This window comes from Micromonospora sp. WMMB235 (genome assembly GCF_001855515.1).
Lineage (GTDB): Bacteria > Actinomycetota > Actinomycetes > Mycobacteriales > Micromonosporaceae > Micromonospora > Micromonospora aurantiaca.
On record NZ_MDRX01000001.1, the window covers coordinates 2,684,668 to 2,707,277 of the forward strand.

The following is a 22,610-nucleotide window of genomic DNA, read 5'->3' on the forward strand; positions in this document are numbered from 1 at the left end:
CTCAGCGGCATCGTCACGGTGGTGAATGCAGCCGCCGGGGCGTCGTCGGCGGCGCGGCCGTCCTGGCATACGAGCGTACGGTTGCCCGGCCGCTCCGGCCCGCGGGACAGTACGCCTCACCTGCGGTGCCATCGACGCCGCCGCTCCCCGGACGACACTGAGGAGATCGCGATGGCTCTACGACTCGCCGAGGGCACCTCCTGGTCCGACACCCTCGCCCGGGCGGTGGCCGCCACGCCCGAGGCGTTCGGCACCGGCCCCGACGGCACCACGACGCTGCACAACCTCGTCCAGGGCGACTGGCGCGCGCTCGGCACGCCCACCGCCGTACGGACCCCGGTGGACAACACGGTGCTGGTGAACCTCGCCCGGCTCGACGCCGAGACGGCCCGCGCCGCCGTCGCCCACGCCGCCGACGCGCACCGGGAGTGGGCACAGACCCCGCTGGCCGAGCGCGTCGCCCGGGTCACCGACGCCCTCGACGCGCTCACCGCACACCGCGACCTGCTCGCCCTGCTGCTGGTCTGGGAGATCGGCAAGCCGTGGCGCCTGGCCTGCGCCGACGTGGACCGCGCGCTGGACGGCGTGCGCTGGTACGCGCAGGAGATCGAGCGGATGCTCGCCGACGGGCGGGAGCCGCTGCCCGGCCCGGTCAGCAACATCGCCTCCTGGAACTACCCGATGAGCGTGCTCGTGCACGCCGAGCTGGTGCAGCTGCTCGCCGGCAACGCGGTGATCGCCAAGACCCCGTCGCAGGGCGGCGCGGTCTGCCTCACCGTCGCGCACGCGCTGATGCGCCGCGCCGGGCTGCCCGCCACGCTGCTGTCCGGCAGCGGCGAGGAACTGTCCGAGGTGCTCGTCCGCGCACCGGAGATCGGCGCGGTGGCGTTCGTCGGCGGGCGCTCCAACGGCGGCAAGGTCGCCGCCGCGCTGCTCGACTGCGACAAGCGGCACTTCATCGAGCAGGAGGGCCTCAACGCCTGGGGCATCTGGGACTTCTCCCAGTGGGACTCGCTCGCCGCCCACCTGCGCAAGGGCTTCGAGTACGGCAAGCAGCGCTGCACCGCGTACCCCCGGTTCGTGGTCCAGCGCGACCTGGTCGACGAGTTCCTCGACATGTACCTGCCTGTGGTCCGCTCGATCCGGTTCGGGCACCCGCTCGCCGTCGGCGACGACTGGTCGGCCGGCGACCCGCTGCCCGAGCTGGACTTCGGGCCGCTGATCAGCGGGGCGAAGGCCGACGAGCTGCGGCGCAAGGTCGACGAGGCGGTACGCGGCGGCGCCGTGCCGCTGCACCGCGGCAAGCTGGACGGCGCGCCGTTCCTGGACGGGCAGGACACGTCCGCGTACGTCGCACCGGCCGTGCTGCTGGCCCCGCCCGGCCGGTCCCGCCTCATGCACGCCGAGCCGTTCGGCCCGGTCGACACCATCGTCGTGGTGGACACCACCGACGAGCTGCTGGCCCAGATGAACGCCTCCAACGGCGCGCTCGTCGCGTCTCTCGCCTGCGACGACGAGGAACTCGCCGGCAAGCTAACGGTGGACCTCCAGGCGTTCAAGGTGGGCATCAACAAGCCGCGGTCCCGGGGCGACCGGGACGAGCCGTTCGGCGGCCGGGGCGCGTCCTGGAAGGGCGCGTTCGTCGGCGGCGACCTGCTCGTGCAGGCGGTCACAGTCGGTGGTGACGGCCGGCTCTACGGCAACTTCCCCGACTACAACAGCTACCCGGCCACCTGATCGCACACAGACGGGCGGGGCCCCCGCATCGGGAGCCCCGCCGTGTCACCGTCCCCCGTATCGGAGGCCGGCCCGGGTGGCGCGTGACCGCGCCGGTTCCGGCCGTCGGGCCGTACCCCTCGGGTGTGCCGCGCCGTTGCGGCGCACCTCCGGGATCCGGCCGGCGGCCGTCAGCTCAACTCGACCGCTGTGCCGGCACCGTCACCCCGGCCCGCGCGGCCGGCTCGGCCGGCGGCCGTGCGGCCAGCGGCAGCGTCGCGGTCAGCACGCCGCCGTCGCGTTCCATCGCCACCGGCCGGTCCAGCCGGCGCAGCGTCCGCAGCATCGGCGTGTTCTCGGACTGCACGTGCAGCAGCACGGCGGCGTATCCGGCCCGGTCGGCGTGGCCCACCAGGCGGCGCAGCAGCGCCGAGCCGAGGCCCCGGCGCTGCCAGTCGTCGCGGACCAGCAGCGCCGCCTCGGCCTCGTCGCCCTCGCCGAGCAGGTTCGCCATCGCCACGACCGGCTCCGCCGCCCCGCCGGAGCCCGCCGTGGCGAGCAGTGTCACGCCCCGCGCCGGTTCCAGCAGCCGGCGCAGCCGGGCCGGCGACGGGTCCGCCGCCCCGCTCAGGTAGCGCCGCTGCCGGCTGCGGGCCGAGCAGGCGGCGTGCAGGTCGCGTACGCCGGGGACGTCCTCGGCGGTCGCGGCCCGCACCGACACCTCGCCGCCGTCCGGCAGCACCAGCGTGATCCGGTCGGCGTCCCGCCGGGCCAGCGTCGCCGCCAGCTCGACCAGGGCCTGCGCGCGGGCGTACTCGGCCGGGGTGAAGCTGGGCTCCCGGCGGTGCAGTTCGTGGGCGCCGCCGGCCGGGTCGGCGAGCACCATCGTGGTGCCGCCCACCCCGCCCGGCGCGGTGGCAGGCGTCGGACGCCAGGTCACCGAGTCGGCGCCGAGCAGCGTGCGCAGCACCTCGCCGGTCGCCTCCGGGTCTCGCACCAGCCGCCCGGCGAGCCCGAGCAGCCGGGTCGGCTCGTCGGCCAGCCCGCGCGCCCCGCTGCGCGCGATCCAGCAGTCCCGGCCCCGGCCCCGCTCCACGGCGGCCCGCAGCTCCGCCTCGGTCACCTGCTCGGGCGCGTCGACCAGGAAGTCGTCGACCGCGCCGGCCTCGGTGGTGTGCACCTGCACGCTGAGGATGTTGACCCCGCGCAACGCGAGGCTCGCCGTGAGCACCGACAGGTAACCCGGCCGGTCGTCCACCGTGGCTCGGATCCGCCAGAGCGCCATGGTTGTCTCCCTTCCTCGGCACCGACCATGCCGTGCGCCTGTTGCGGGCCCGTTGCCCCCGGGTGACGCGGGTCGTCCGGTCAGGTGACGGTGGTCACGGGTGGCGGGCCGACCAGGTCCAGCCGGTCGCCGAGGATCACCGCGCCGGCGCGGACGAGCTGGGCGAGCCGGTCCACCTCGGTGGAGTGGAACCCGGCGGCGGCGAGCGGTTCGCTGTGGTCACGGGCGACCACGAGCACCAGCCCGGCCCGGCCGAACGGCGCCACCGCGTAGTGGTGCCCGTCCGGGTTGGTCATGGCGCGCGCCCGCAGCGGGGTCACCTCCGGCAGCCGCGGCGGCACCGGCGCCCGCCAGCTCGCGTGCCCGATCGCGGCGACGCCGGCCTCGCCGCTGCGCGAGGCCCAGTCCAGGGGTACGACGGCGACCACCGCCCAGTCCGCGGCGAGCAGCCCCGGCACCGCGTCGACGAGCGTGGCCACCCCGTCGACCGGGTTCGCCGCCACCTGGGCGAGCAGTTCGGCGTCCTGCCCGGTGGTGGTGGGCGCGCCGATTGCCCGCCACACGCCGTCCACCCGGACGCCGGGGATCGCGGCCAGCCCGGCGAGCATCCGCTCCACCCGCGCCGCACCCGGCCAGACCACCGTGAAGTCGTCCACCGCCCGGCCGCCGAGCCGTTCCAGCACCACCACCTGCACGATGTCCGCGCCGGAGACGCCGAGTGTCCGGGCCACCTGGCCGAGCGTGCCCGGACGGTCCGGCAGGGTCACCCGAACTCTCAGCAGCATGTCTGATCCCCTCCGCTCGGCGGGCCGGCCGAGCGGCCGGCAGGCTGGGGCCCAGCCTGCCGGTTGACCATTTCGCCCCTGTTGCAAGGGCATGTCCCGCCGGGAAAACCCGACCTTGACAACAAAGCTGAGCTGCCATCAACTAATCGGATGACCGATCCGGCCGCCGATGTCGCCGCGCCCTCGACCGGTCCGGCCCCACGCGGGCTCGACCTCGACCGGCTCGCCGCCCACCTGGCCGTCCACCGGCCGGACCTGAGCGGGCCGCTGTCGGCGCGGCTGATCGCCGGCGGCAAGTCCAACCTCACCTACCTGCTGCGCGCCGGCGACCGCGAGGTGGTGCTGCGCCGGCCGCCCCTGGGGCACGTGCTGGCCACCGCGCACGACATGGCCCGGGAGCACCGGGTGATCTCGGCGCTCGCGCCGACCGGCGTACCGGTGCCGGAGGCGCTGCTGCTGTGCGCCGACGAGAGCGTCATCGGCGCGCCGTTCTACCTGATGGCGAAGGTCGACGGCGAGGTCTACCGGCGGCGCGAGCAGACCGACGCGCTCACCGCCGCCCAGCGGCGTGACCTCGCCATGGCGATGATGGACACGCTCGCCACGCTGCACCGGGTCGAGCCGGCCGAGGTGGGGCTGGCCGACTTCGGCCGCCCGGAGGGTTACCTGGCCCGGCAGGTGCGCCGCTGGGCCGGCCAGCTCGACCGGTCCCGCAGCCGGCCGCTGCCCGGCATCGACGAGCTGCGCGACGCGCTGGCCGCCAGCGTGCCCGAGGGCGCGAACGCGGGCCGGATCGTGCACGGCGACTACCGGCTGGACAACCTGCTCGCCACCGTCGACCCGGTGGCGGTGCGGGCGGTGCTCGACTGGGAGATGGCCACGCTCGGCGACCCGCTGGCCGACCTCGGGCTGCTGCTGACGTACTGGGACGTGCTCGGCGACAGCGACCACGGCGAGGGCAACCCGGTGGCCGACGGCATCGGGCCGCGCGCCGGCTTCCCGACCGGCGCCGAGCTGATCGAGCGGTACGCCGGGCGCAGCGACGTCGACGTCGGCCCGCTGCACTGGCACGTGGCACTCGGCTGTTTCAAGCTCGCGGTGATCTGCGAGGGCATCCACTACCGGCACACGCTCGGCCAGACGCTGGGCGAGGGCTTCGACCGGATCGGCGACATGGTGGCGCCGCTCGTGGCACACGGACTGCACGCGGTGAGGGAGAGCTAGATGGAGTTCGCGTACGACGACCGGACGGTCGAGCTGCGGCAGCGGCTGGAGGCGTTCCTCACCGAGTGCGTGTACCCGGCCGAGCCGGTGCACCACGAGCAGGTGGCCGCCGCCGGCGACCCGTGGGCCCGCCCGCCGGTGATGGAGGAACTCAAAGCCGAGGCGCGGGCGCGCGGGCTGTGGAACCTGTTCCTGCCCGACGCCCGCTACGGCGCCGGGCTGACCAACCTCCAGTACGCGCCGCTGGCCGAGCTGACCGGCCGCAGCCCGCACCTGGCCCCGGAGGCGCTCAACTGCGCCGCGCCGGACACCGGCAACATGGAACTGCTGGCCGAGTTCGGCTCCGAGGAGCAGCGCAAGCAGTGGCTCATGCCGCTGCTCGCCGGTGAGATCCGGTCCGCGTTCTGCATGACCGAGCCGGAGGTGGCGTCCTCCGACGCGACGAACATCGCCACCCGGATCACCCGCGACGGCGACCACTACGTGATCAACGGCCGCAAGTGGTGGTCGTCCGGGGCGATGGACCCGCGCTGCGAGATCTTCATCGTGATGGGCAAGACCGACCCGGACGCCGACCGGCACCGCCAGCAGAGCATGATCCTGGTCCCCCGGGACACCCCCGGCGTGACCGTTCGGCGCGGGATGCGGGTCTTCGGCTACAGCGACGCCCCGCACGGCGGGCACGCCGAGATCGACTTCACCGACGTCCGGGTGCCGGTGGACAACCTGGTCGGCGAGGAGGGCACCGGGTTCGCCATCGCCCAGGCCCGGCTCGGCCCCGGCCGGATCCACCACTGCATGCGCCTGATCGGCATGGCCGAGCGGGCCCTGGAGCTGCTCTGCCGGCGCGTGCTCGACCGGATCGCGTTCGGCCGCCCGCTCGCCGAGCAGGGCGTGGTCCGCGAGTGGATCGCCGAGTCGCGGGTCCGGATCGAGCAGGCCCGCCTGCTGGTGCTCAAGACCGCGTGGCTGATGGACACCGTCGGCAACAAGGGCGCGCACAGCGAGATCCAGGCCATCAAGATCGCCACGCCGCTGATGGCCGAGTGGGTGATCGACAAGGCCATCCAGGCGTACGGCGGGGCCGGGGTCAGCCAGGACACCCCGCTGGCCGAGCTGTGGGCGCAGGCCCGCACGTTGCGCCTGGCCGACGGCCCGGACGAGGTCCACCGCGCGTCGCTGGCCCGCCGCGAACTGCGCCGCTGGTCCTGACCGCTCCCCCGTCGCCGGGGTGGGTCAGCCGGAGGCCCGGTGGATCAGCTCGGTGTCCAGCAGCACGTGCGGGGAGGGGACCTCCTCGCCCCGGATGCGGGACACCAGCAGCCGGGCCATCTGCCGGCCCATCTCCTCCACCGGCTGGAACACGGTGGTCAGCGGCGGCTCGGCCTGACGCGCGATCGGGGCGTCGTCGAAGCCGATCACCGCCACGTCCTCGGGCACCCGGCGGCCGGCCTCGCGCAACGCGCGCAGCGCGCCGAACGCCATCAGGTCGGAGGCCACGAACACGGCGTCCAGCTCCGGGCAGACGTCGAGCAGCCGGCGCATGGCCGCGGTGCCGCTGCCCTCGCTGAAGTCCCCGTACGCGATCAGGCCCGGGTCGACCCGGCCGCCGGCCGCGCGCACGGCCTCCTGGTAGCCGGAGAGCCGGGCCAGGCCGGCGCCCATGTCCTGCGGGCCCGCGATGGTCGCGACCCGCCGGCGGCCCTGGCGGAACAGGTGCTCCACCGCCTGCCGCGCGCCGCCGACGTTGTCCATGTCGACGAACCACGCCGGCTGCGCGTTCGGGTGCAGCATCCGCGCCGGACGGCCGCCGAGCACCGTCGGCAGGCCGCGCTCCTCCAGCAGCGTGGGCAGCGGGTCGGCGTCGTGCAGCGACAGCAGGAGTACGCCGTCCACGTGCTGGTTGGTCAGGTGGTGCTCGACCCGTTCCCGCTCGATCGGCGACTGCACCATGGCCAGCCAGAGCTGCATCGGCGTCTCCACCAGCCCGGAGCTGACGCCCCGGACGATGGCCGCGAAGAACGGCTCGGTGAAGACCCGCTCCCCCGACTCGGACACGACCAGTGCGACCGAGTCGGTCCGCTGGGTGACCAGCGCACGGGCGGCACGGTTCGGCACGTACCCCAGTTCGGCGATGGCCTGCTGGACGGCGGCCCGGGCCTCCGGACTGACCTGCGGCGAGCCGTTGACCACGCGGGAGACCGTGCCGCGCCCGACGCCGGCGCGGGCCGCGACCGCGTCGAGGGTCGGACGCCCGAGCGAGCGGGTGCGCTGCGTTGTCATCGTTGTGCTCCTCCGACGGTCGGGCGGACCCGGCACCGATTGAGGCGTCGGCGCCGGGCCGCCCGTTACTGGCTGGCCCAGCTTATTGTGCGGGCAGTCCGTTGCGTCGGATCACGTCGGCGTACCACCTGGCGCTGGACTTCGCGATCCGGGCCTGGCTGTCGTAGTCGACATAGACCATGCCGAACCGCTTCGTGTAACCCCAGGCCCACTCGAAGTTGTCCAGGAGCGACCAGGCGAAGTAGCCCTTGAGCGGCACGCCGGCCTCGATCGCGGCGTGCGCCGCGCGCAGGTGCGCGGCGAAGTAGGCCAGCCGGTCCGGGTCGTCCACCCGGCCGTCGACCAGCTCGTCGACGAACGCCGAGCCGTTCTCGGTGACGTAGAGCGGCAGGTCGGTGTACTCCCGGTGGACCCGCTCCAGCGTCTCCACCAGGCCCGGGGCGTCGATCTCCCAGTCCATGTCCGTCACCGGGACACCCCGGGTGACGAACCGGACGTCCTCGCTGCCCGGCCAGCAGGACGGCGCCCGCCAGTAGGGCTCCGGCTCCGCGCCCTCGACCGGCGCGGCCACCACGTGCCGGCTGTAGTAGTTGACCCCGACCATGTCCAGCGGCGTGGAGATGGTCGCCAGGTCACCGTCGCGCACGTGCCCCATGTCGGTGACCTGACGCAGGTCCGCGACGAGGTCCGCCGGGTACGACCCGCGCAGCACCGGGTCCAGGAAGAACCGGTTCGCCAGCGCGTCGATCCGGCGGGCCGCGTCGGCGTCCGCCGCCGACCCGCTCGCCGGGGTCACCGGGTACAGGTTGACGGTGATGCCGAGCTGCGCGTCCGGGCGGACCGCGCGTACCGCCTGCACGGCCAGGCCGTGACCGAGCATCAGGTGGTGCCCGGCCCGGACCGCGTCCGCGCCGTCCCTGCGGCCCGGCGCGTGCACGCCGGAGCCGTAGCCGAGGAACGCCGAGCACCACGGCTCGTTCAGCGTGGTGAAGTACTTCACCCGGTCACCGAGCGCCTCGGCGACCAGGTGGGCGTACTCGGCGAAGCGGGCCGCGGTGTCCCGGGCCGGCCAGCCGCCCGCGTCCTCCAGCGGCTGCGGCATGTCCCAGTGGTAGAGCGTCAGCCACGGCTCGATGCCGTGGCCGAGCAGCTCATCGACCAGCCGGCGGTAGAAGTCCATGCCCTCCTGGTTGACCCCGCCGGTGCCGCCCGGCTGCACCCGCGGCCAGCTCACCGAGAAGCGGTACGACCGCAGGCCCAGGTCGGCCATCAGCCGCACGTCGTCAGGCATCCGGTGGTAGTGGTCACACGCCACGTCGCCGGTGTGCCCGGCCACCGTCCGGCCCTCGGTGTGGCTGAAGGTGTCCCAGATCGACGGGGTACGGCCGCCCTCCGTCGCCCCGCCCTCGATCTGGTACGCGGCGGTCGCCGCGCCCCAGAGGAAGTCGGACGGGAAGGTGAGGGCCGGACCGGCGTCGAGGACGCCGACGGCGGGCGGGCTTGCTGGGTTGCTCACGACTTGACGGCGCCTTCCATGATGCCGCCGATGATCTGGCGGCCGAACAGAACGAACACGACGAACAGGGGCAGGGTCGCGATCAACGTACCGGCGAAGATCTGCGAGTTGTCGGCGAAGTAGGCGGTGTTGAGGCTGCGCAGCGAGATCTGGACGGTCGGGTTGGACGGGTCCGCCAGCACCACGAACGGCCAGAAGAACTGGTTCCACTGCTCCATGAAGGTCAGCAGGCCCAGCACCGCGGCGGCCGGACGCAGCGCGGGTGCCACCACGTGCCAGTACACCCGCCAGGTCGAGCAGCCGTCCACCCGGGCGGCCTCGATCAACTCGTTCGGTACCGCCTGCTCGGCGTACTGGCGCATCATGAAGATGCCGAAACCGCCGATCAGGAACGGGACGGTCACCGACGGCATGGTGTTCAGCCAGTCGAGCTTGGCCATCAGGATGTAGAGCGGCAGCACGCCGAGCTGGATCGGCACCATCATCGAGGTGAGGATGATCAGCAGCAGCGCGTTCTTGCCCCGGAAGCGGAGCTTGGCGAACGCGAAGCCGGCCAGCGAGCCGAAGAACACGGTCGCGACGGTGATCGTCCCGGAGACCAGGAACGAGTTCATCAGGCCCTTGACGATGTTGGCGTCGCTGTTGGCGAGCACCCGCTCGATGTTCTCGCCGAGCTTGCCGCCGGGCAGGAACGGCGGCGGCCAGGAGTTGGCCGCGTCGTTCGTCCGGCTGGCGATCACGATCATCCAGTAGAACGGGAACAGGGACAGCAGCACGCCGAAGATCAGGCCGATCATGGTGAGCGGGCTGGCCTTCCAGAGCCGCTCGGCCCGGTGGGCGGTCTTGACCGGCGGACTCTGCCGGGTGGGCGGGCGGACGGCGGTGGTCGTCATCTCGTCACCTCACTTGTCGGAGCTGATGCGGCGGGCGAGCAGGTAGTTGATCGCCGACATCAACGCGATGAGCACGAAGAGCACGAGCGCGACCGCCCCGGCGTAGCCCCACCGGAAGCGCTGGTTCATCACGTCGAGCAGGTACATCGTGATGGTCTGGAACTGGCCCTCCGAACCACCGGAGAGACCGCCCGAGCCGCTGGTGAACAGCAAGGGCTCGGTGAACAACTGGAGGCCGCCGATGGTGGAGATGATCAGCGTGAAGATGATCGTGGGGCGCAGCTGCGGGACCGTGATGGACCAGAACTGGCGCCGCCGGGAGGCGCCGTCCAGCGCCGCGGCCTCGTACATGTCCTTGCTGATCGACTGCATGGCGGCCAGGTAGATCAGCGCGTTGTAGCCGACCCAGCGCCAGTCGACCATGGTGGAGATGGCGAACCAGGAGGCGAAGCGGTTCGCCCGCCAGTCGATCGGGTCCAGGCCGACGCTGTCGAGCAGCCAGTTGACCAGACCGAAGTCCTTGGCGTAGATCATCGAGAAGATCAGCGCGACCACAGCGGTCGAGGTGATGATCGGCATCGCGATGGCCATCCGGAAGAACGTCTGCGCGCGCAGCTTCCGGTTCAGCGCGTTGGCGAGCATCAGTGCCAGCAGCAGCTGGGGCACTGTGGAGAGCAGGAACATGCCGAACGTGTTGACCACCGCGTTCCAGAACTGCGGATCCTCGGTGATCAGTTCGACGAAGTTGTCCATCCCGACGAAGGAGATCGTCGAGTTCAGCGGCGACCGGTCGGTCAGCGCGATCCAGACCGTGTACGCGATCGGGTACACGCCGAACACGGCGAAGATCACGAAGAACGGCAGGACGTACAGGTACGGCGAGTACTTCAGGTCCAGCCGGGTCATCGAGGCGGCGCGGCGGCGTGTGTGCCGTGCGGCGCGGGGCGCGCCGGGCTCGGGCGGCGCCGCGGCGTGCAGGTCGAGGCTCATGGGGAGTCCTTCTCCTCGGCCGGCGTCACCCGCCACACGGGCGACGCCGGACTCTGCGGGCACCGCGGGTGGCGCCGGCAGCCAGGGCTGCCGACGCCACCCGCGGGCGGCTCAACCGGTCACTTACCGGCGGCCGCACCGTTCTTCAGGGCCGCCTGCCACTGCTCGTCGGCCGACTTGCCCTGCTCCACGGCGCGCAGCGTGTTCTCCACGGCGGTGCGGACCGCGTTGTTCTTCGGGCCGAGGTAGACCGGCTTCAGGTCGGTGGCGCCGGCGGCGAAGATCTTGCCGACCGGGGCCTTGCTGAAGTAGTCGTTGGTCGAGTCGGCCACGGCCGGGTCGGTGAGCGCCTGCGGGTTCGAGGGCAGGTTGCCGACCGCCTTGTACGCGCCGATCTGGCCCTTGGCGCTGGTCAGGAACTTGGCCAGCTCCGCGGCCTCCTTCTGGTGCTTGCTCGACTTCGGCACGCCGAGGAAGGAGCCGCCCCAGTTGCCACCGGCGCCCGGCGCCTTGGCGATGTCCCACTTGCCGGCCGCCGCGTCACCGGCCTGGCCCTTGATGACACCGGTCATCCAGGCGGGGCAGGCGATGGTGGCGAAGGTGCCGTTCTTGAAGCCGGCGTTCCACTCGTTGGAGAACGACTGGAGGTTGTTGGACAGGCCGGCGGCGATCATCTTGGTGGTGAGCTGGTACGCGGCCTGCACGTCCGGGTTCTGGTCGATGACCAGCTTGTTGCTCTTGTCGTAGTAGGTGTAGCCGGTGCCCTGGCCCGCGATCTGCATCAGCACGACGTTGTAGAAGTTGGTCGCCGAGTCGACGAACTTGTGCTTCTTGTCGGCGGCGGCGAACTTCTGGCCGGTGGCGATGAACTCGTCCCAGGTCGGCCAGAGCGCGCCGACCTGCTCGCGGTCGGTGGGCAGCCCGGCGGCCTTGAACAGGTCGCTGCGGTAGCACAGCGCCATCGAGCCGACGTCGGTGCCGAGGCCCAGCACCTTGCCGTCGGGGGTGGTGCCCTGCTCCCACTTCCACGGCAGGAAGTTGCCCTTGAGGTCGTTCGCGCCGTGGTCGGCGAGGTTCACGAACTTGTCGGCCTGGGCGTAGAACTGGACGATCGTGCCCTCTTCCAGGGCCACCACGTCGCCGGCACCCGAGCCCGCGGTGATCTGCTGCGTCAGACGGGTGTTGTAGTCACCGAGGCCGAGGCCCTTGCCCCGCTCCTGGATCTTGACGTTCGGGTGCTCCGCTTCGTACTGCTTGTACAGCTCTTCGTAGCCGAAGCCCTGGTCGCCGAAGACGTCGACGACCAGGGTGACCGGGCCGCCGCCGCTGCCGCTGTCGCCGCTGTCCGAGTCATCGCCGCAGGCGGCGGTGGTGCCGAGCACGACGACGGACGCGAGCGCGATGGCCGCGAACCGCCGACGACGGATTGGGACGCTCATCCGAGACCCCTCTTTCGGTGGTGAGGCGATATCTGCTGTGTGGTGGGGGGTGCGTTTCGCGCGGGCCGGAGCGGGCAGGAGGGAGATCCGCACCACTCTCGGGAGCGCTCCCATGAGGTTGCCGGGAGGTGACAGGGGTGTCAATAGACCGTTGGGAGCGTTCCCATTTCGTTACCGCGTCGGCGCGCGGCCCCTGCGCGGGGGCCGCGCGGTCAGCGGTGCGGCGGTGGTGCCGCGGGTCGCGCGACCGGTGACGCGGCAGGTGCGCGCGGTCGGTGGCCCGGCTGGTCGCGCGGTCGGTGACGCGGCAGGTGCGCGCGGTCGGCGGCCCGGCTGGTCGCGCGGTCGGTGACGCGGCAGGTGCGCGCGGTCGGCGGTGCAGTTGGCCGCGCGGTCGGCGGCGCGAGGGATCGGGTCAGCAGCAGCGGCGCAGCAGGACGGTGGCGCGGTCCGGGTCGAACACGGCCGGATCGAACGCCGGGCCGGCCCACTCCCGCATGGTCGGATGCTCCGGATGCGCGGGATCGGCGAGCGCGGCCAGCAGGACCGCGTACCCGCCCGGACCGCCCACGTCCTCCGGTGGGCAGGCCCGCTCCCCGTCCAGGCACAGCGGGTAGCGCTCGTCCGGGTCGGCGGCGCAGCAGTCCTCCACCACCAGGTCGTGCTCCCACCAGTCACCGAAGTCGTACGTGTAGCGGAACCGGTCGCCCTTGCCCACGAGCGCGTCCAGCCGGACGTCCAACTCGTCGCGCAGCGCCAGTTCGCCGTCCGGGTCGGGCTCGCCGTACTGCCGGCCGTCCACGTCGAACGAGTGCAGGTGGCAGTCGCGCCAGCCCATCGCGTGCTGGATCACCCGGTGCAGCCGGTCCAGCGTGTAGCCGCCGGGCACCAGCACCCGCCGCCACACCGGCGGCCGGACGCCGGCCAGCGACACCATGAGCTGGAAGATCTGACGCGACACGACGTCCCATCCTTCCTGGGCATAGGCTGCCTGCATGATCTGCCGAGCCTGCCGGGAACGGCGGCACGACGACTGTCCTGGCCGGAAGTGGTGCGACTGCCAGCACCGTACCCCCGAACCCACCCCTCCGGTCACCGGTCCGGCCGGCGAATGACCGTCGGAACCCCGATCGAACGGATCTGGCCCGCACCCGTCACCGGTGCGCTCACCGATCCGCAGCTCACCGCGCTCTACGGCCGGACGGCCGGCCCGCACCTGCGGGTCAACTTCGTCGCCAGCGCCGACGGCGCGGTCACTCTGGACGGATACTCGGCCGGGCTCTCCGGCGAGCCGGACAAGCGGGTCTTCGGCCTGCTGCGGATGCTCTGCGACGGTCTCGTGGTGGCCGCCGGCACACTGCGGCACGAGGGCTACCGGGCGGTCCGGCTGAGCCCGGAACGCCGGGCCTGGCGCCGCGAGCAGGGGCTGGCCGAGTACCCCACGCTGGTGGTCGTCTCCGGTTCGCTCGACCTCGACCCGGCGCAGGCCGCGTTCGCAGACGCCCCGGTCCGGCCGATCGTGCTCACCCACGCCGACGCCGTACCGCCGCCCGGGCTGGCCGACGTCGCCGACGTGATCCGCTGCGGCACCGACACGGCCGACGACGCTGAGCAGGCCGACGGCACCGGGCAGCCTGGTGGCGCCGGTCAGCCCGACGACGGTGCCGGACGGGTCGACAGCAGCGGCCCGACCGACGGGGCCGGGCGGATCGGCGGCGCCGGTCAGTCCGACGGCAGCGGCCCGACCGACGGCTCCGGGCGGACCGGTGGCACCGGTCAGTCCGACGGCAGCGGCCCGACCGACGGCTCCGGGCGGACCGGTGGCACCGGTCAGTCCGACGGCAGCGGCCCGACCGACGGCTCCGGGCGGACCGGTGGCACCGGTCAGTCCGACGGCAGCGGCCCGACCGACGGCTCCGGGCGGACCGGTGGCACCGGGCGGATTCGCGGCGCCGGGCAGGTCGATCTCGTCGCCGGCCTGGCCGAGTTGCGTCGGCGCGGGCTCGGCCAACTGCTCTGCGAGGGCGGCCCGCACCTGTTCGGCGCGCTCACCGCCGCCGACCTGGTCGACGAACTGTGCCTGACCGTGGCGCCGCTGCTCGCCGGCGCCGGGCCGGGCCGGATCACCGCCGGGGACGCCAGCGTCCCGCGTCACCTGCCGCTGCGGCACGTGCTGGCCGCCGCCGACGGCGTGCTGATGCTGCGCTACGCCCGCGACCCCGCCGAGACCCCGCCCGCCGGCGCCGCCCCCGCCGCCTGACCCACTGCGGCTCGCGGCACGCCCCACAACCCCCGACGCGCACCACGCGCTGGCGCCGCCCTCGCCGCCTGACCCGCACGCGGCACGCGGCACGCGGCACGCGGCACGCGGCACGCGGCACGCGGCACGCGGCACGCGGCACGCGGCACGCGGCACGCGGCACGCGGCACGCGGCACGCGGCACGCGGCACGCGGCACGCGGCACGCGGCACGCGGCACGCGGCACGCGGCACGCGGCACGCGGCACGCGGCACGCGGCACGCGAGATCTTGGTATCAAACGGCCCCTAGAGGGGCCCTTTCGTACCAAGATCTCCGCGTCGTCCTGACACGTGGGACACGACTCCCGCGGCTCGGGACGCGCAAACCGGAAACGGCGAGTTCGGGGTGGGCAGGCGACGGGTGGAACGCCATGGGTGTCATCGGCCTGCGGAGGCACCCGTGGTGTTCCACCGAGCGGCCGGGCCGGGCCGGACAGCACCGCGCCGCACCGCACCGCGCCGGGCCGCGCCGCACCGGGCCAGGCCGCGCCGCACCGGGCCAGGCCGCACCGGGCCGGGCCGCATCTCGGCCACCCGACGGCACCGCTGGCGGTCATCGAGCGGGCCGCCCGGGAGCCTGCGGCGCCGGCGCGGCAGACGGCCCCGCAGCGGCGGGCGGCGCGGCAGGCTGCGGGCGGGGCGGCCCGACGGGCGGCGGAGGGGCGGCCTGACGGGCGGCGGAGGGGCGGCCTGACGGGCGGCGGGGCGGCGCGGCGGGCGGCGGAGGGGTGAACGTGGAGGAAACGCACGCATCGTGATCGGGCGGATTCGGGTGGCTACCGTTCGGCGCACCGGTGACGTGGCGTCCGCCGCGTCGCGTGGCAACCTGTCGCATCCCTCGGGCAGGATGCACGACGTGCACCGCCAACGGTACGACCAGCCGACCGGAGACCGCCGATGACCGACGATCAGCTCGACGGGCCCGGCGAGGGTGTCGGCCGGGTGCTCGGCACCGCCGACGCCACCCCGCTCACCTTCTGGACCGCCGTCGCGCCGGGCAGCTACCTGCAACTCGACGACGTGGTGGTGACCCGTCGCGACCTGCCCGACCGTGAGCCGGTGACGATCGCCGGGGTGGTGACCCAGGTGCGCGCCCGGCACGAGGGGGCGCAGTTCGACTCCGACGTCTTCGCCATCGCCGACGGCACGCTGCCGGCGCAGGTGCAGGAGGCGGCCGAGGTGACCACCACGCGGGTCGACCCGGAGTTCTACGTGCCGCCCACGCCGGGCGCGGTGGTGCACCGGGCCGAGGGTGACGCGCGGGCGCGGGCGCTGCACTTCGACCGGATGGAACGGCGGATCCCGATGGGGATGGGCCGCGACGGCGTGCCGGTCTACCTCAACGCCGACTTCCTCGACGGCACCCGGGGCGCGCACGTGTCGATCTCCGGCATCTCCGGTGTCGCCACCAAGACGAGCTTCGCCACGTTCCTGCTCTACTCGGTGTTCCGCTCCGGCGTGCTGGGCGGCGACGCCGTGAACGCCAAGGCGCTGATCTTCAACGTGAAGGGCGAGGACCTGCTCTTCCTCGACCACCCGAACAGCCGGCTCGACGACCCGACCCGGGCGGCGTACGCGAAGCTGGGCCTGGACGCCGGCGCGTTCCCGGACGTGCGGGTGTACGCCCCGCCGCGGGTCGGGGACTCCTCCGGCACGCCGGATGTGAGCAGCCGGCTCACCGGGGTGGACAGCTTCTACTGGACGCTGACCGAGTTCTGCGCCGACCGGCTCCTGCCGTACGTGTTCGCCGACGCGGACGACGAGCGCCAGCAGTACACGATGGTGGTCCACTCGGTCGCCGCGCACCTGGCCCGCTACGCCCAGCCGGCCGACGGCGGAGTGAGCATCGACGGGGTGCGGCTCGGCTCGTACGCGGATCTGGTCGACCACGTGGTCGAGCAGCTCAACGACGACGAGACGCGCGGCGAGTGGGCGGGCAGCGCGGTCGGGCTGGGCACCGTCAACGCGTTCGCCCGCCGGCTCATCGGCAGCAAGAAGGACCTGGGCCGGCTGATCCGGGGCGACCTGGCGACCCGTCGCCCGCACTCGATCAACACGGCGGAGAGCGCCCAGGTCACTGTGGTCGACCTGCACAACCTGCCGGATCGCGCGCAGCGGTTCGTGGTCGGCGTGACGCTCAAGAGCGAGTTCGAGCGCAAGGAGAAGGCCGGCACCGCCAAGCCGCTGCTGTTCGTCGTGCTCGACGAGCTGAACAAGTACGCGCCACGGGAGGGCTCGTCGCCGATCAAGGAGGTGCTGCTCGACATCGCCGAGCGGGGCCGCTCACTGGGCGTGATCCTGGTCGGCGCGCAGCAGACCGCCAGCGAGGTGGAACGGCGGATCGTCACCAACTCGGCGATCCGGGTGGTGGGCCGGCTCGACCCGGCCGAGGCGTCCCGCCCGGAGTACGGCTTCCTGCCGCCCGCCCAGCGGCAGCGGGCGCTGCTGGCCAAGCCGGGCACGATGTTCGTCAACCAGCCGGACATCCCGGTGCCGCTCTGCCTGGAGTTCCCGTTCCCGGCGTGGGCCACCCGGGTCTCGGAGGCGGGCCGCGCGCCCTCGGAGACGCTACGGTCGATCACGCAGGCCGCCGATCCGTTCGCGGTGGTCGGCTCCGGCTCCTCCGACGACGACATCCCGTTCTAGGCGGCACCCAGATGAAGATCCTGCACACCTCGGACTGGCACGTCGGCAAGGTCCTCAAGGGGCAGTCCCGGGCCGAGGAGCACAAGCAGGTCCTCGCCCAGGTCATCGACATCGCCCAGCGTGAGCGGCCCGACCTGGTGATCGTCGCCGGTGACCTGTACGACACCGCCGCGCCGACCCCGGAGGCGACCCGGCTGGTGACGCGGGCGCTGACCGCGCTGCGGCGAACCGGGGCCGACGTGGTGGCGATCGGCGGCAACCACGACAACGGCGCGGCGCTGGACGCGCTGCGGCCGTGGGCCGAGGCCGCCGGGATCACGCTGCGCGGCAGCGTCCGGGAGAACCCGGACGAGCACGTCGTCGACGGGGTCACCGCCGGCGGGGAGCGCTGGCGCCTCGCCGCGCTGCCGTTCCTGTCCCAGCGGTACGCGGTGCGCGCGGTGGAGATGTACACGCTCACCCCGGCCGAGGCCAACCAGACGTACGCCGACCACCTGGGGCGGGTGCTGGACCGCCTCGCCGAGGGGTTCACCGAGCCGGACCGCGTGCACCTGGTCACGGCGCACCTGACTGTGGTCGGGGCGAGCACCGGCGGCGGCGAGCGGGACGCGCACACGGTGCTCGGATACGCGGTTCCGGCGACAGTCTTCCCCGGCAACGCGCACTACGTGGCGCTGGGTCACCTGCACCGCTCGCAGCGGGTCATCGGCCCGTGCCCGATCCGCTACAGCGGCAGCCCGCTCGCCGTCGACTTCGGCGAGCAGGAGAACGTCGGCTCGGTGACGATTGTGGAGGTGACAGCCACCACCGCCGCCCGTATCCGCGAGGTGCCGGTGCCGGGCGCGGTGCCGCTGCGCACGGTACGCGGCACGCTCGCGCAGCTCGCCGAGATCGAGGCGCCGGAGGGCTGGCTGCGCGTCTACGTCCGGGAGCAGCCCCGGGCCGGGCTGCGCGAGGAGGTGCAGGAGCTGCTGCCCCGGGCGCTGGAGATCCGGATCGATCCGGAGCTGGTGCCCGCTCCGGGCAGCGGGACACGGACGGCTCAGCGGGCCGGCCGGTCGCCGGGCGAGTTGTTCGGCGACTACCTGGACAGCCGCGGGCACGCCGACGAGGGTGTCCGGGAACTCTTCGACGAGCTGCTCGAGGAGGTGGAGCACTGATGCGGCCGATGCGGCTGGACATGGCCGGGTTCACGGTGTTCCGCGACGAGACGACTGTCGACTTCACCGACGCGGACTTCTTCGCGCTAATCGGGCCGACCGGTTCGGGCAAGTCGACGGTGCTCGACGCGATCTGCTTCGCGCTCTACGGCACGGTGCCGCGCTGGGGCGGCGCCCGGGGGCTGGCGAACGCGCTGGCGCCGTCGGCGACCGAGGCGCGGGTCCGGCTGGTCTTCGAGTCCGCCGGGGACCGCTACGTGGCGACCCGGGTGGTGCGCCGCGACGGCCGGGGCACTGTGAAGACGGCGAACGCCGGTCTCCAGCTCATGCCGCCGGGGTTCGACGTCACCAAGCTCGACACCGGGCTCAGCCCGGACGATCTGGGCGAGGTGGTGGCGGGCACCCCGGCCGAGATGGAGCAGGCGGTGCTGGACGCGGTGGGGCTGCCGTACGAGCAGTTCACCTCGTGCGTGGTGCTGCCGCAGGGGCAGTTCGCCGACTTCCTGCACGCCAAGCCGGCCACCCGTCAGCAGATCCTGGTGAACCTGCTCGGGCTGGGCGTCTACGAGTCGGTGCAGAAGAAGGCGGTCGAGCGGGCCGGGCAGGCCGAGGCGAAGCTGGAGACGGTCGACAAGATGCTCGGCGGGCTCGCCGACGTCGACGACGAGAGTCTGGCCGCCGCCCGGGAGCGGGTGGACGCGATGCGGGAACTGGCCGCAGCGGTCGCTGCCGCCGTACCCGAATGGGAGCGGGCCCGGGCGACGGCGGGTGAGCGGGCCGCGGCGCTTGCCGCCCTCGACGCCGAGCTGGGTGTGCTGGCCGGGGTGCGGCCGCCGGACGGCACCGCCGAGCTGGCGCGGGCGGTGACGCAGGCCCGGGTCGCCGCCGACGAGGCGGCGGCCGCGGTCGGGCTGGCCGAGGAGCGCGAGGAGAAGCTGCGCGGGGAGCTGGCCGCCGCCGGTGACGAGAGCGCGATGCGGCTGCACCTGAAGGCGTACGCGGACCGGGACCGGCTGACCGCGGAGGCGGCGACGGTCCGCGCGGCGGTGGACGCGGCGCGGACCGAACACGAGGCGGCGGTGGAGGCGCTGGCGGCGGCGCGGGCGGACGCGCAGCGGGCCGAGACGGAGCTGGAGTCGGCGTTCCGCGCGCACGAGGACGCGAAGGCCGCCGACCAGGCGGTGGCGCTGCGGGCGCACCTGGTCGGCGGCGCGCCGTGCCCGGTGTGCGAGCAGACCGTCACCACGGTGCCGGCGGTGCCGAAGGGTTCGGCGGTGAGCCGGGCGATCGAGGCGGGCAAGGCCGCGCGCGCGGCGAGCGAGGCGGCCAAGCGGGTCGTGCAGGAACGCGACACCGCGGCCCGTGACTCCGACCGGGTGCTGCTGCGCGCCCGGACCCAGCACGACCAGCTCGGCGCGCGCCTGGCCGAGCTGGACGAGCAGCTCACGGACGCGCCCGCGCCGGAGCGGCTGCGCGAGTCGCTGGCCGAGCACGCACGGCTGCGGACGGCGCTGGAGGAGGCGGCCGGCGCGGTGCGGGCCGGCCGGGAGGCGGCCCGGCGGGCGCGGGGCGCACTCGACGCCGCGCAGGAGCGGCTGCGCCGGGCCTGGCGTGACTTCGACGCGGTACGCGACGGGCTGGCCCGGTTCGGGCCGCCGGCCGCCGACCGGGACGACGTGGCGGCGGCGTGGGCGGCGCTGGCCGGCTGGGCGGGCGAGCAGGCGCAGGCGCGACGCGCGGACCGGGACGGGCTGGCCGACTCGGTGGAGGCGGCGCAGCGGGCCGCGGCTGAGGTCGCCGACGGGATCGCCGCGTTGTTCACCGCGGCGGGGCTGGACGCGCCGCAGGACGCGCCGCGCGACGTGGCGGTGGCGGTGGAGCGGGCCGAGGCGGAGTTGCGCCGGCTCGACGAGCGCCGCGAGCAGGCCGCCGGGCTGCGGGAGCAGCGGGCCGGGCACGAGCACGAGGCCCGGGTGGCGCGGGCGCTCGCCTCGCACCTGCGGGCCAACAACTTCGAGCGCTGGCTGCTCACCGAGGCGCTGGACCTGCTGGTCGACGGCGCGTCGGGGATCCTGCGGGAGCTGTCCGGCGGGCAGTACGACCTGGTGCACGACAAGGGTGAGTTCTTCGTGGTCGACCACCACGACGCGGGGCTGCGGCGCGGGGTGCGCACGCTGTCCGGCGGGGAGACGTTCCAGGCGTCGCTGGCGTTGGCGCTGGCGCTGTCCGAGCAGCTCGCCGGCATGTCCACCACCGCCGCGAGCCTGGAGTCGATCGTCCTGGACGAGGGTTTCGGCACGCTCGACGCGGCGACGCTGGACACGGTCGCGGCGACGCTGGAGAACCTGGCCGCCCGGGGCGACCGGATGGTCGGCGTGGTCACCCACGTGCCGGCGCTGGCCGAGCGCATCCCGGTCCGGTTCGAGGTCCGCAAGGACGCGCGGACGGCCCGGGTGGAACGGACCGGCCTGTGACCGGCACGGGCCGGCGGAGCGCCGCGTGACCGGGCCGTCGCCGGCGTTCTTCGTCGACGCCTGGGATCCGTCGTACGGCGCGTCGTTCGAGGCGGCGGGCGGGTCCGGGCCGGCCGCGCCGAGCAGCGCGCAGGTCGACGCCGACGTCGAACTGCCGGCCACCGACTGGCGGGCGATCGGCCCGCGCGCGGGCGTGCGGGCGCCGGACGTGGTGCTGCTCGTCGACGGGGTACGCCGGATCGACGCCAGCGTCTGGACGGCCGAGGAGGACGGCGGTTCGTTCCCCGGCATCGCCGCCTCGTACGCGGCCGGTGTGGTCCGCTGCGACCTCGACCGGGGCGCCGCCGAGATGGCCGGTTCCCGGGTGGGCCGTGGCCTGTTCACGGCGAGCCCGTCGGCGCAGGACGTGGTCGCCGGGACGGTCCGCTACCCGGTGCACCGGGTCAGCGGCACCGGTGAGCTGAGCAAGCTGCCCGCGGCGGTGCAGGCGCCGCTGACCGCGCTGGAGGTGGCCGTCTCCGACGCGGTACGCACCGACGGCGACCTGCTGGTGGTGGACGGCCCGCTGCGCAGCCGGCGGAACCTGCCGCGCACGCTCGGGTACATCAAGACGCAGCACAGCCAGTACCTGGACGCCCGGCTCACCGCTGTGGTGACCGGGCTGGCGCCGGGTGAGCGCTGCCCGGTGTTCCGGCTGGGCACGGCGTGGGGCGGCTGGTCGTGGTATCTGCGGCTGCCGGTGCGCGCGGGCGCGCCCTGGGCGGGCATCGTGCGGGTGGAGTGCTCGGCCGACCTGACCGTGCCGGAGGCGATCGCGCTGGCCGACCTGTCGCTGGTGACGCTGCCCCGGTTCGCCTCCACCCCGTACAAGGATCCGCGCGCCCCGCAGAACCTGGTGCCGATCGCCGGGCTGGAACGCCGGCTGCGGGGCATGCTCGGCGACGCGCGGCTGCTGCACCGGGTGCTCACCGCCGCGGCGCGCGGGATGCGGCGCTGATGGGCCGGCGACGCGACTCCGACCGGGTGACGGCCGACGTCGACACCGGCCGGGCCGAGCTGGTGCCGGACGCCGACCGTCCGGGCTCCTGGACGCTGCTGCTCGACGGCGCGCCGCAGTCGCATGTGGACCTCGACGATCCTTCGCACCTGGAGTTCGAGTACGTCCGGCGGCTGGCCTCCGCGCTGGACCTGGTGGCGCCGGCCGGGACGCCGCTGCGGGTGCTGCACCTGGGTGGCGGCGCGCTGACCCTGCCCCGCTACGTGCAGACCACCCGGCCCGGTTCGACGCAGCGGGTGTCCGAGGTGGACGGCGCGCTCGTCGAGCTGGTCCGCCGCGAGCTGCCCTGGCCGTCGGATCCGCGCCTGAAGGTCCGGGTGGCCGACGCGCGGGCGACGCTGACGTCGAGCCGGGACGGCGCGTACGACGTGATCGTGGCCGACGTGTTCGCCGGCGCCCGTACCCCCGCGCATCTGACCTCGGTGGAGTACGCCGCCGAGGTGGCCCGGGTGCTCGCGCCCGGCGGCAGCTACCTGGCGAACGTGGCCGACGGCCCGCCGCTGCGGCACGCCCGCGCCCAGGTCGCGACGGTGCGTACCGTGCTGCCCCGGGCCTGCCTGGTCGGCGACGCGGCGGTGCTGCGCGGCCGGCGCTACGGCAACCTGGTGCTGGTGGCGTCCCGGGTGGAGCCGCCGGTTCCGGAGCTGACCCGGCGGGCGGCGGGTGACTGGTTCCCCGGCCGGGTGCTGGCCGGTGCCGAGCTGGACCGGTTCACCGGCGGCGCGGCGGTGGTCCACGACGCGGACGCCGTCGACTCCACTCCCCCACCGCCGGGAATTTTTTCGGTCAAACGTTGATCCGATCGGCTGATCGCTGCGTATCCCCGGGCGGCCATGCCCGTG

General features: G+C 74.0%; 16 protein-coding genes and 2 pseudogenes. 10 read left to right on the top strand and 8 right to left on the bottom strand.

Going from position 1 to position 22,610, the window contains the following annotated elements; all coding sequences use genetic code 11:
• Window positions 1-171 precede the first annotated feature (171 nt).
• Window positions 172-1,737 carry an aldehyde dehydrogenase family protein gene (locus tag BFV98_RS11030; RefSeq protein ID WP_071096180.1) on the top strand — a complete coding sequence of 522 codons (1,566 nt, stop codon included), beginning with the start codon at window positions 172-174 and terminating at the stop codon, window positions 1,735-1,737.
• 175 nt (window positions 1,738-1,912) lie between these two features.
• Here BFV98_RS11030 and BFV98_RS11035 read toward each other — a convergent pair whose 3' ends face one another.
• Together BFV98_RS11035 and BFV98_RS11040 are read right to left on the bottom strand one after the other, a co-directional pair.
• Window positions 1,913-3,001 carry a GNAT family N-acetyltransferase gene (locus tag BFV98_RS11035; protein WP_013284863.1) on the bottom strand — a complete coding sequence of 363 codons (1,089 nt, stop codon included), beginning with the start codon at window positions 2,999-3,001 and terminating at the stop codon, window positions 1,913-1,915.
• 80 nt (window positions 3,002-3,081) lie between these two features.
• Window positions 3,082-3,786: an amino acid-binding protein gene (locus BFV98_RS11040; protein ID WP_013284862.1), complete on the bottom strand. Its 705-nt coding sequence runs from the start codon at window positions 3,784-3,786 to the stop codon at window positions 3,082-3,084.
• A gap of 150 nt (window positions 3,787-3,936) precedes the next feature.
• Between BFV98_RS11040 and BFV98_RS11045 the strand changes: the two genes are divergently transcribed.
• A complete protein-coding gene (locus BFV98_RS11045) occupies window positions 3,937-5,010 on the top strand; it encodes a phosphotransferase family protein (RefSeq protein WP_013284861.1) in 1,074 nt (357 codons plus the stop codon).
• Window positions 5,011-6,222 carry an acyl-CoA dehydrogenase family protein gene (locus BFV98_RS11050; protein ID WP_030274680.1) on the top strand — a complete coding sequence of 404 codons (1,212 nt, stop codon included), beginning with the start codon at window positions 5,011-5,013 and terminating at the stop codon, window positions 6,220-6,222. It begins immediately after the preceding gene.
• Between the two features lie 24 nt (window positions 6,223-6,246).
• Here the strand turns inward: BFV98_RS11050 and BFV98_RS11055 are convergent, their stop codons facing one another.
• The 6 genes from BFV98_RS11055 to BFV98_RS11080 all read right to left on the bottom strand — a co-directional run bounded on the left by BFV98_RS11055 (window position 6,247) and on the right by BFV98_RS11080 (window position 13,092).
• Window positions 6,247-7,293, bottom strand: coding sequence for a LacI family DNA-binding transcriptional regulator (locus tag BFV98_RS11055; protein WP_013284859.1), 1,047 nt, complete (start codon window positions 7,291-7,293; stop codon window positions 6,247-6,249).
• Between the two features lie 82 nt (window positions 7,294-7,375).
• Window positions 7,376-8,809 (bottom strand): GH1 family beta-glucosidase, encoded by a 1,434-nt coding sequence (locus tag BFV98_RS11060; RefSeq protein WP_071096186.1) that lies wholly within the window; start codon window positions 8,807-8,809, stop codon window positions 7,376-7,378.
• On the bottom strand, window positions 8,806-9,606 hold the full coding sequence (locus BFV98_RS11065; RefSeq protein ID WP_030274682.1) for a carbohydrate ABC transporter permease: 801 nt from the start codon (window positions 9,604-9,606) through the stop codon (window positions 8,806-8,808). The genes BFV98_RS11060 and BFV98_RS11065 overlap by 4 nt, the downstream gene beginning before the upstream one ends.
• Window positions 9,607-9,711: 105 nt before the next feature.
• On the bottom strand, window positions 9,712-10,692 hold the full coding sequence (locus BFV98_RS11070) for a carbohydrate ABC transporter permease (RefSeq protein WP_013284856.1): 981 nt from the start codon (window positions 10,690-10,692) through the stop codon (window positions 9,712-9,714).
• 119 nt (window positions 10,693-10,811) lie between these two features.
• Entirely contained in the window at window positions 10,812-12,131 is a 1,320-nt protein-coding gene (locus tag BFV98_RS11075) for an ABC transporter substrate-binding protein (protein WP_013284855.1), read from the bottom strand.
• Window positions 12,132-12,546: 415 nt separating this feature from the next.
• Window positions 12,547-13,092, bottom strand: a complete 546-nt coding sequence (locus BFV98_RS11080) for a plasmid pRiA4b ORF-3 family protein (protein WP_041798869.1) — start codon at window positions 13,090-13,092, stop codon at window positions 12,547-12,549.
• 150 nt (window positions 13,093-13,242) lie between these two features.
• Between BFV98_RS11080 and BFV98_RS32645 the strand changes: the two are divergent.
• The 7 genes and pseudogenes from BFV98_RS32645 to BFV98_RS11110 form a co-directional block, all read left to right on the top strand.
• Window positions 13,243-13,725, top strand: a pseudogene (locus BFV98_RS32645) (dihydrofolate reductase family protein); the annotation flags it as partial.
• Between the two features lie 363 nt (window positions 13,726-14,088).
• A pseudogene (locus BFV98_RS32650) lies at window positions 14,089-14,391 on the top strand (dihydrofolate reductase family protein); the annotation flags it as partial.
• A 937-nt stretch (window positions 14,392-15,328) separates the two neighbouring features.
• Window positions 15,329-17,077, top strand: coding sequence for an ATP-binding protein (locus BFV98_RS11090; protein WP_013284852.1), 1,749 nt, complete (start codon window positions 15,329-15,331; stop codon window positions 17,075-17,077).
• 11 nt (window positions 17,078-17,088) lie between these two features.
• On the top strand, window positions 17,089-18,237 hold the full coding sequence (locus tag BFV98_RS11095) for an exonuclease SbcCD subunit D (RefSeq protein ID WP_030274687.1): 1,149 nt from the start codon (window positions 17,089-17,091) through the stop codon (window positions 18,235-18,237).
• On the top strand, window positions 18,237-20,711 hold the full coding sequence (locus BFV98_RS11100; protein ID WP_071096191.1) for an AAA family ATPase: 2,475 nt from the start codon (window positions 18,237-18,239) through the stop codon (window positions 20,709-20,711). The genes BFV98_RS11095 and BFV98_RS11100 overlap by 1 nt, the downstream gene beginning before the upstream one ends.
• A gap of 25 nt (window positions 20,712-20,736) precedes the next feature.
• On the top strand, window positions 20,737-21,708 hold the full coding sequence (locus tag BFV98_RS11105; RefSeq protein ID WP_013284849.1) for a hypothetical protein: 972 nt from the start codon (window positions 20,737-20,739) through the stop codon (window positions 21,706-21,708).
• Window positions 21,708-22,565, top strand: coding sequence for a spermidine synthase (locus tag BFV98_RS11110; protein ID WP_071096193.1), 858 nt, complete (start codon window positions 21,708-21,710; stop codon window positions 22,563-22,565). The genes BFV98_RS11105 and BFV98_RS11110 overlap by 1 nt, the downstream gene beginning before the upstream one ends.
• Window positions 22,566-22,610: the final 45 nt, after the last annotated feature.

Excerpts from the sequence above, each read along its gene's own strand:
- BFV98_RS11030 (WP_071096180.1), top strand. The coding sequence starts at position 172 with ATGGCTCTACGACTCGCCGAGGGCACCTCCTGGTCCGACACCCTCGCC.
- BFV98_RS11035 (WP_013284863.1), bottom strand. The coding sequence starts at position 3,001 with ATGGCGCTCTGGCGGATCCGAGCCACGGTGGACGACCGGCCGGGTTAC.
- BFV98_RS11040 (WP_013284862.1), bottom strand. The coding sequence starts at position 3,786 with ATGCTGCTGAGAGTTCGGGTGACCCTGCCGGACCGTCCGGGCACGCTC.
- BFV98_RS11045 (WP_013284861.1), top strand. The coding sequence starts at position 3,937 with ATGACCGATCCGGCCGCCGATGTCGCCGCGCCCTCGACCGGTCCGGCC.
- BFV98_RS11050 (WP_030274680.1), top strand. The coding sequence starts at position 5,011 with ATGGAGTTCGCGTACGACGACCGGACGGTCGAGCTGCGGCAGCGGCTG.
- BFV98_RS11055 (WP_013284859.1), bottom strand. The coding sequence starts at position 7,293 with ATGACAACGCAGCGCACCCGCTCGCTCGGGCGTCCGACCCTCGACGCG.
- BFV98_RS11065 (WP_030274682.1), bottom strand. The coding sequence starts at position 9,606 with ATGATCGGCCTGATCTTCGGCGTGCTGCTGTCCCTGTTCCCGTTCTAC.
- BFV98_RS11070 (WP_013284856.1), bottom strand. The coding sequence starts at position 10,692 with ATGAGCCTCGACCTGCACGCCGCGGCGCCGCCCGAGCCCGGCGCGCCC.
- BFV98_RS11075 (WP_013284855.1), bottom strand. The coding sequence starts at position 12,131 with ATGAGCGTCCCAATCCGTCGTCGGCGGTTCGCGGCCATCGCGCTCGCG.
- BFV98_RS11090 (WP_013284852.1), top strand. The coding sequence starts at position 15,329 with ATGACCGACGATCAGCTCGACGGGCCCGGCGAGGGTGTCGGCCGGGTG.
- BFV98_RS11095 (WP_030274687.1), top strand. The coding sequence starts at position 17,089 with ATGAAGATCCTGCACACCTCGGACTGGCACGTCGGCAAGGTCCTCAAG.
- BFV98_RS11100 (WP_071096191.1), top strand. The coding sequence starts at position 18,237 with ATGCGGCCGATGCGGCTGGACATGGCCGGGTTCACGGTGTTCCGCGAC.
- BFV98_RS11110 (WP_071096193.1), top strand. The coding sequence starts at position 21,708 with ATGGGCCGGCGACGCGACTCCGACCGGGTGACGGCCGACGTCGACACC.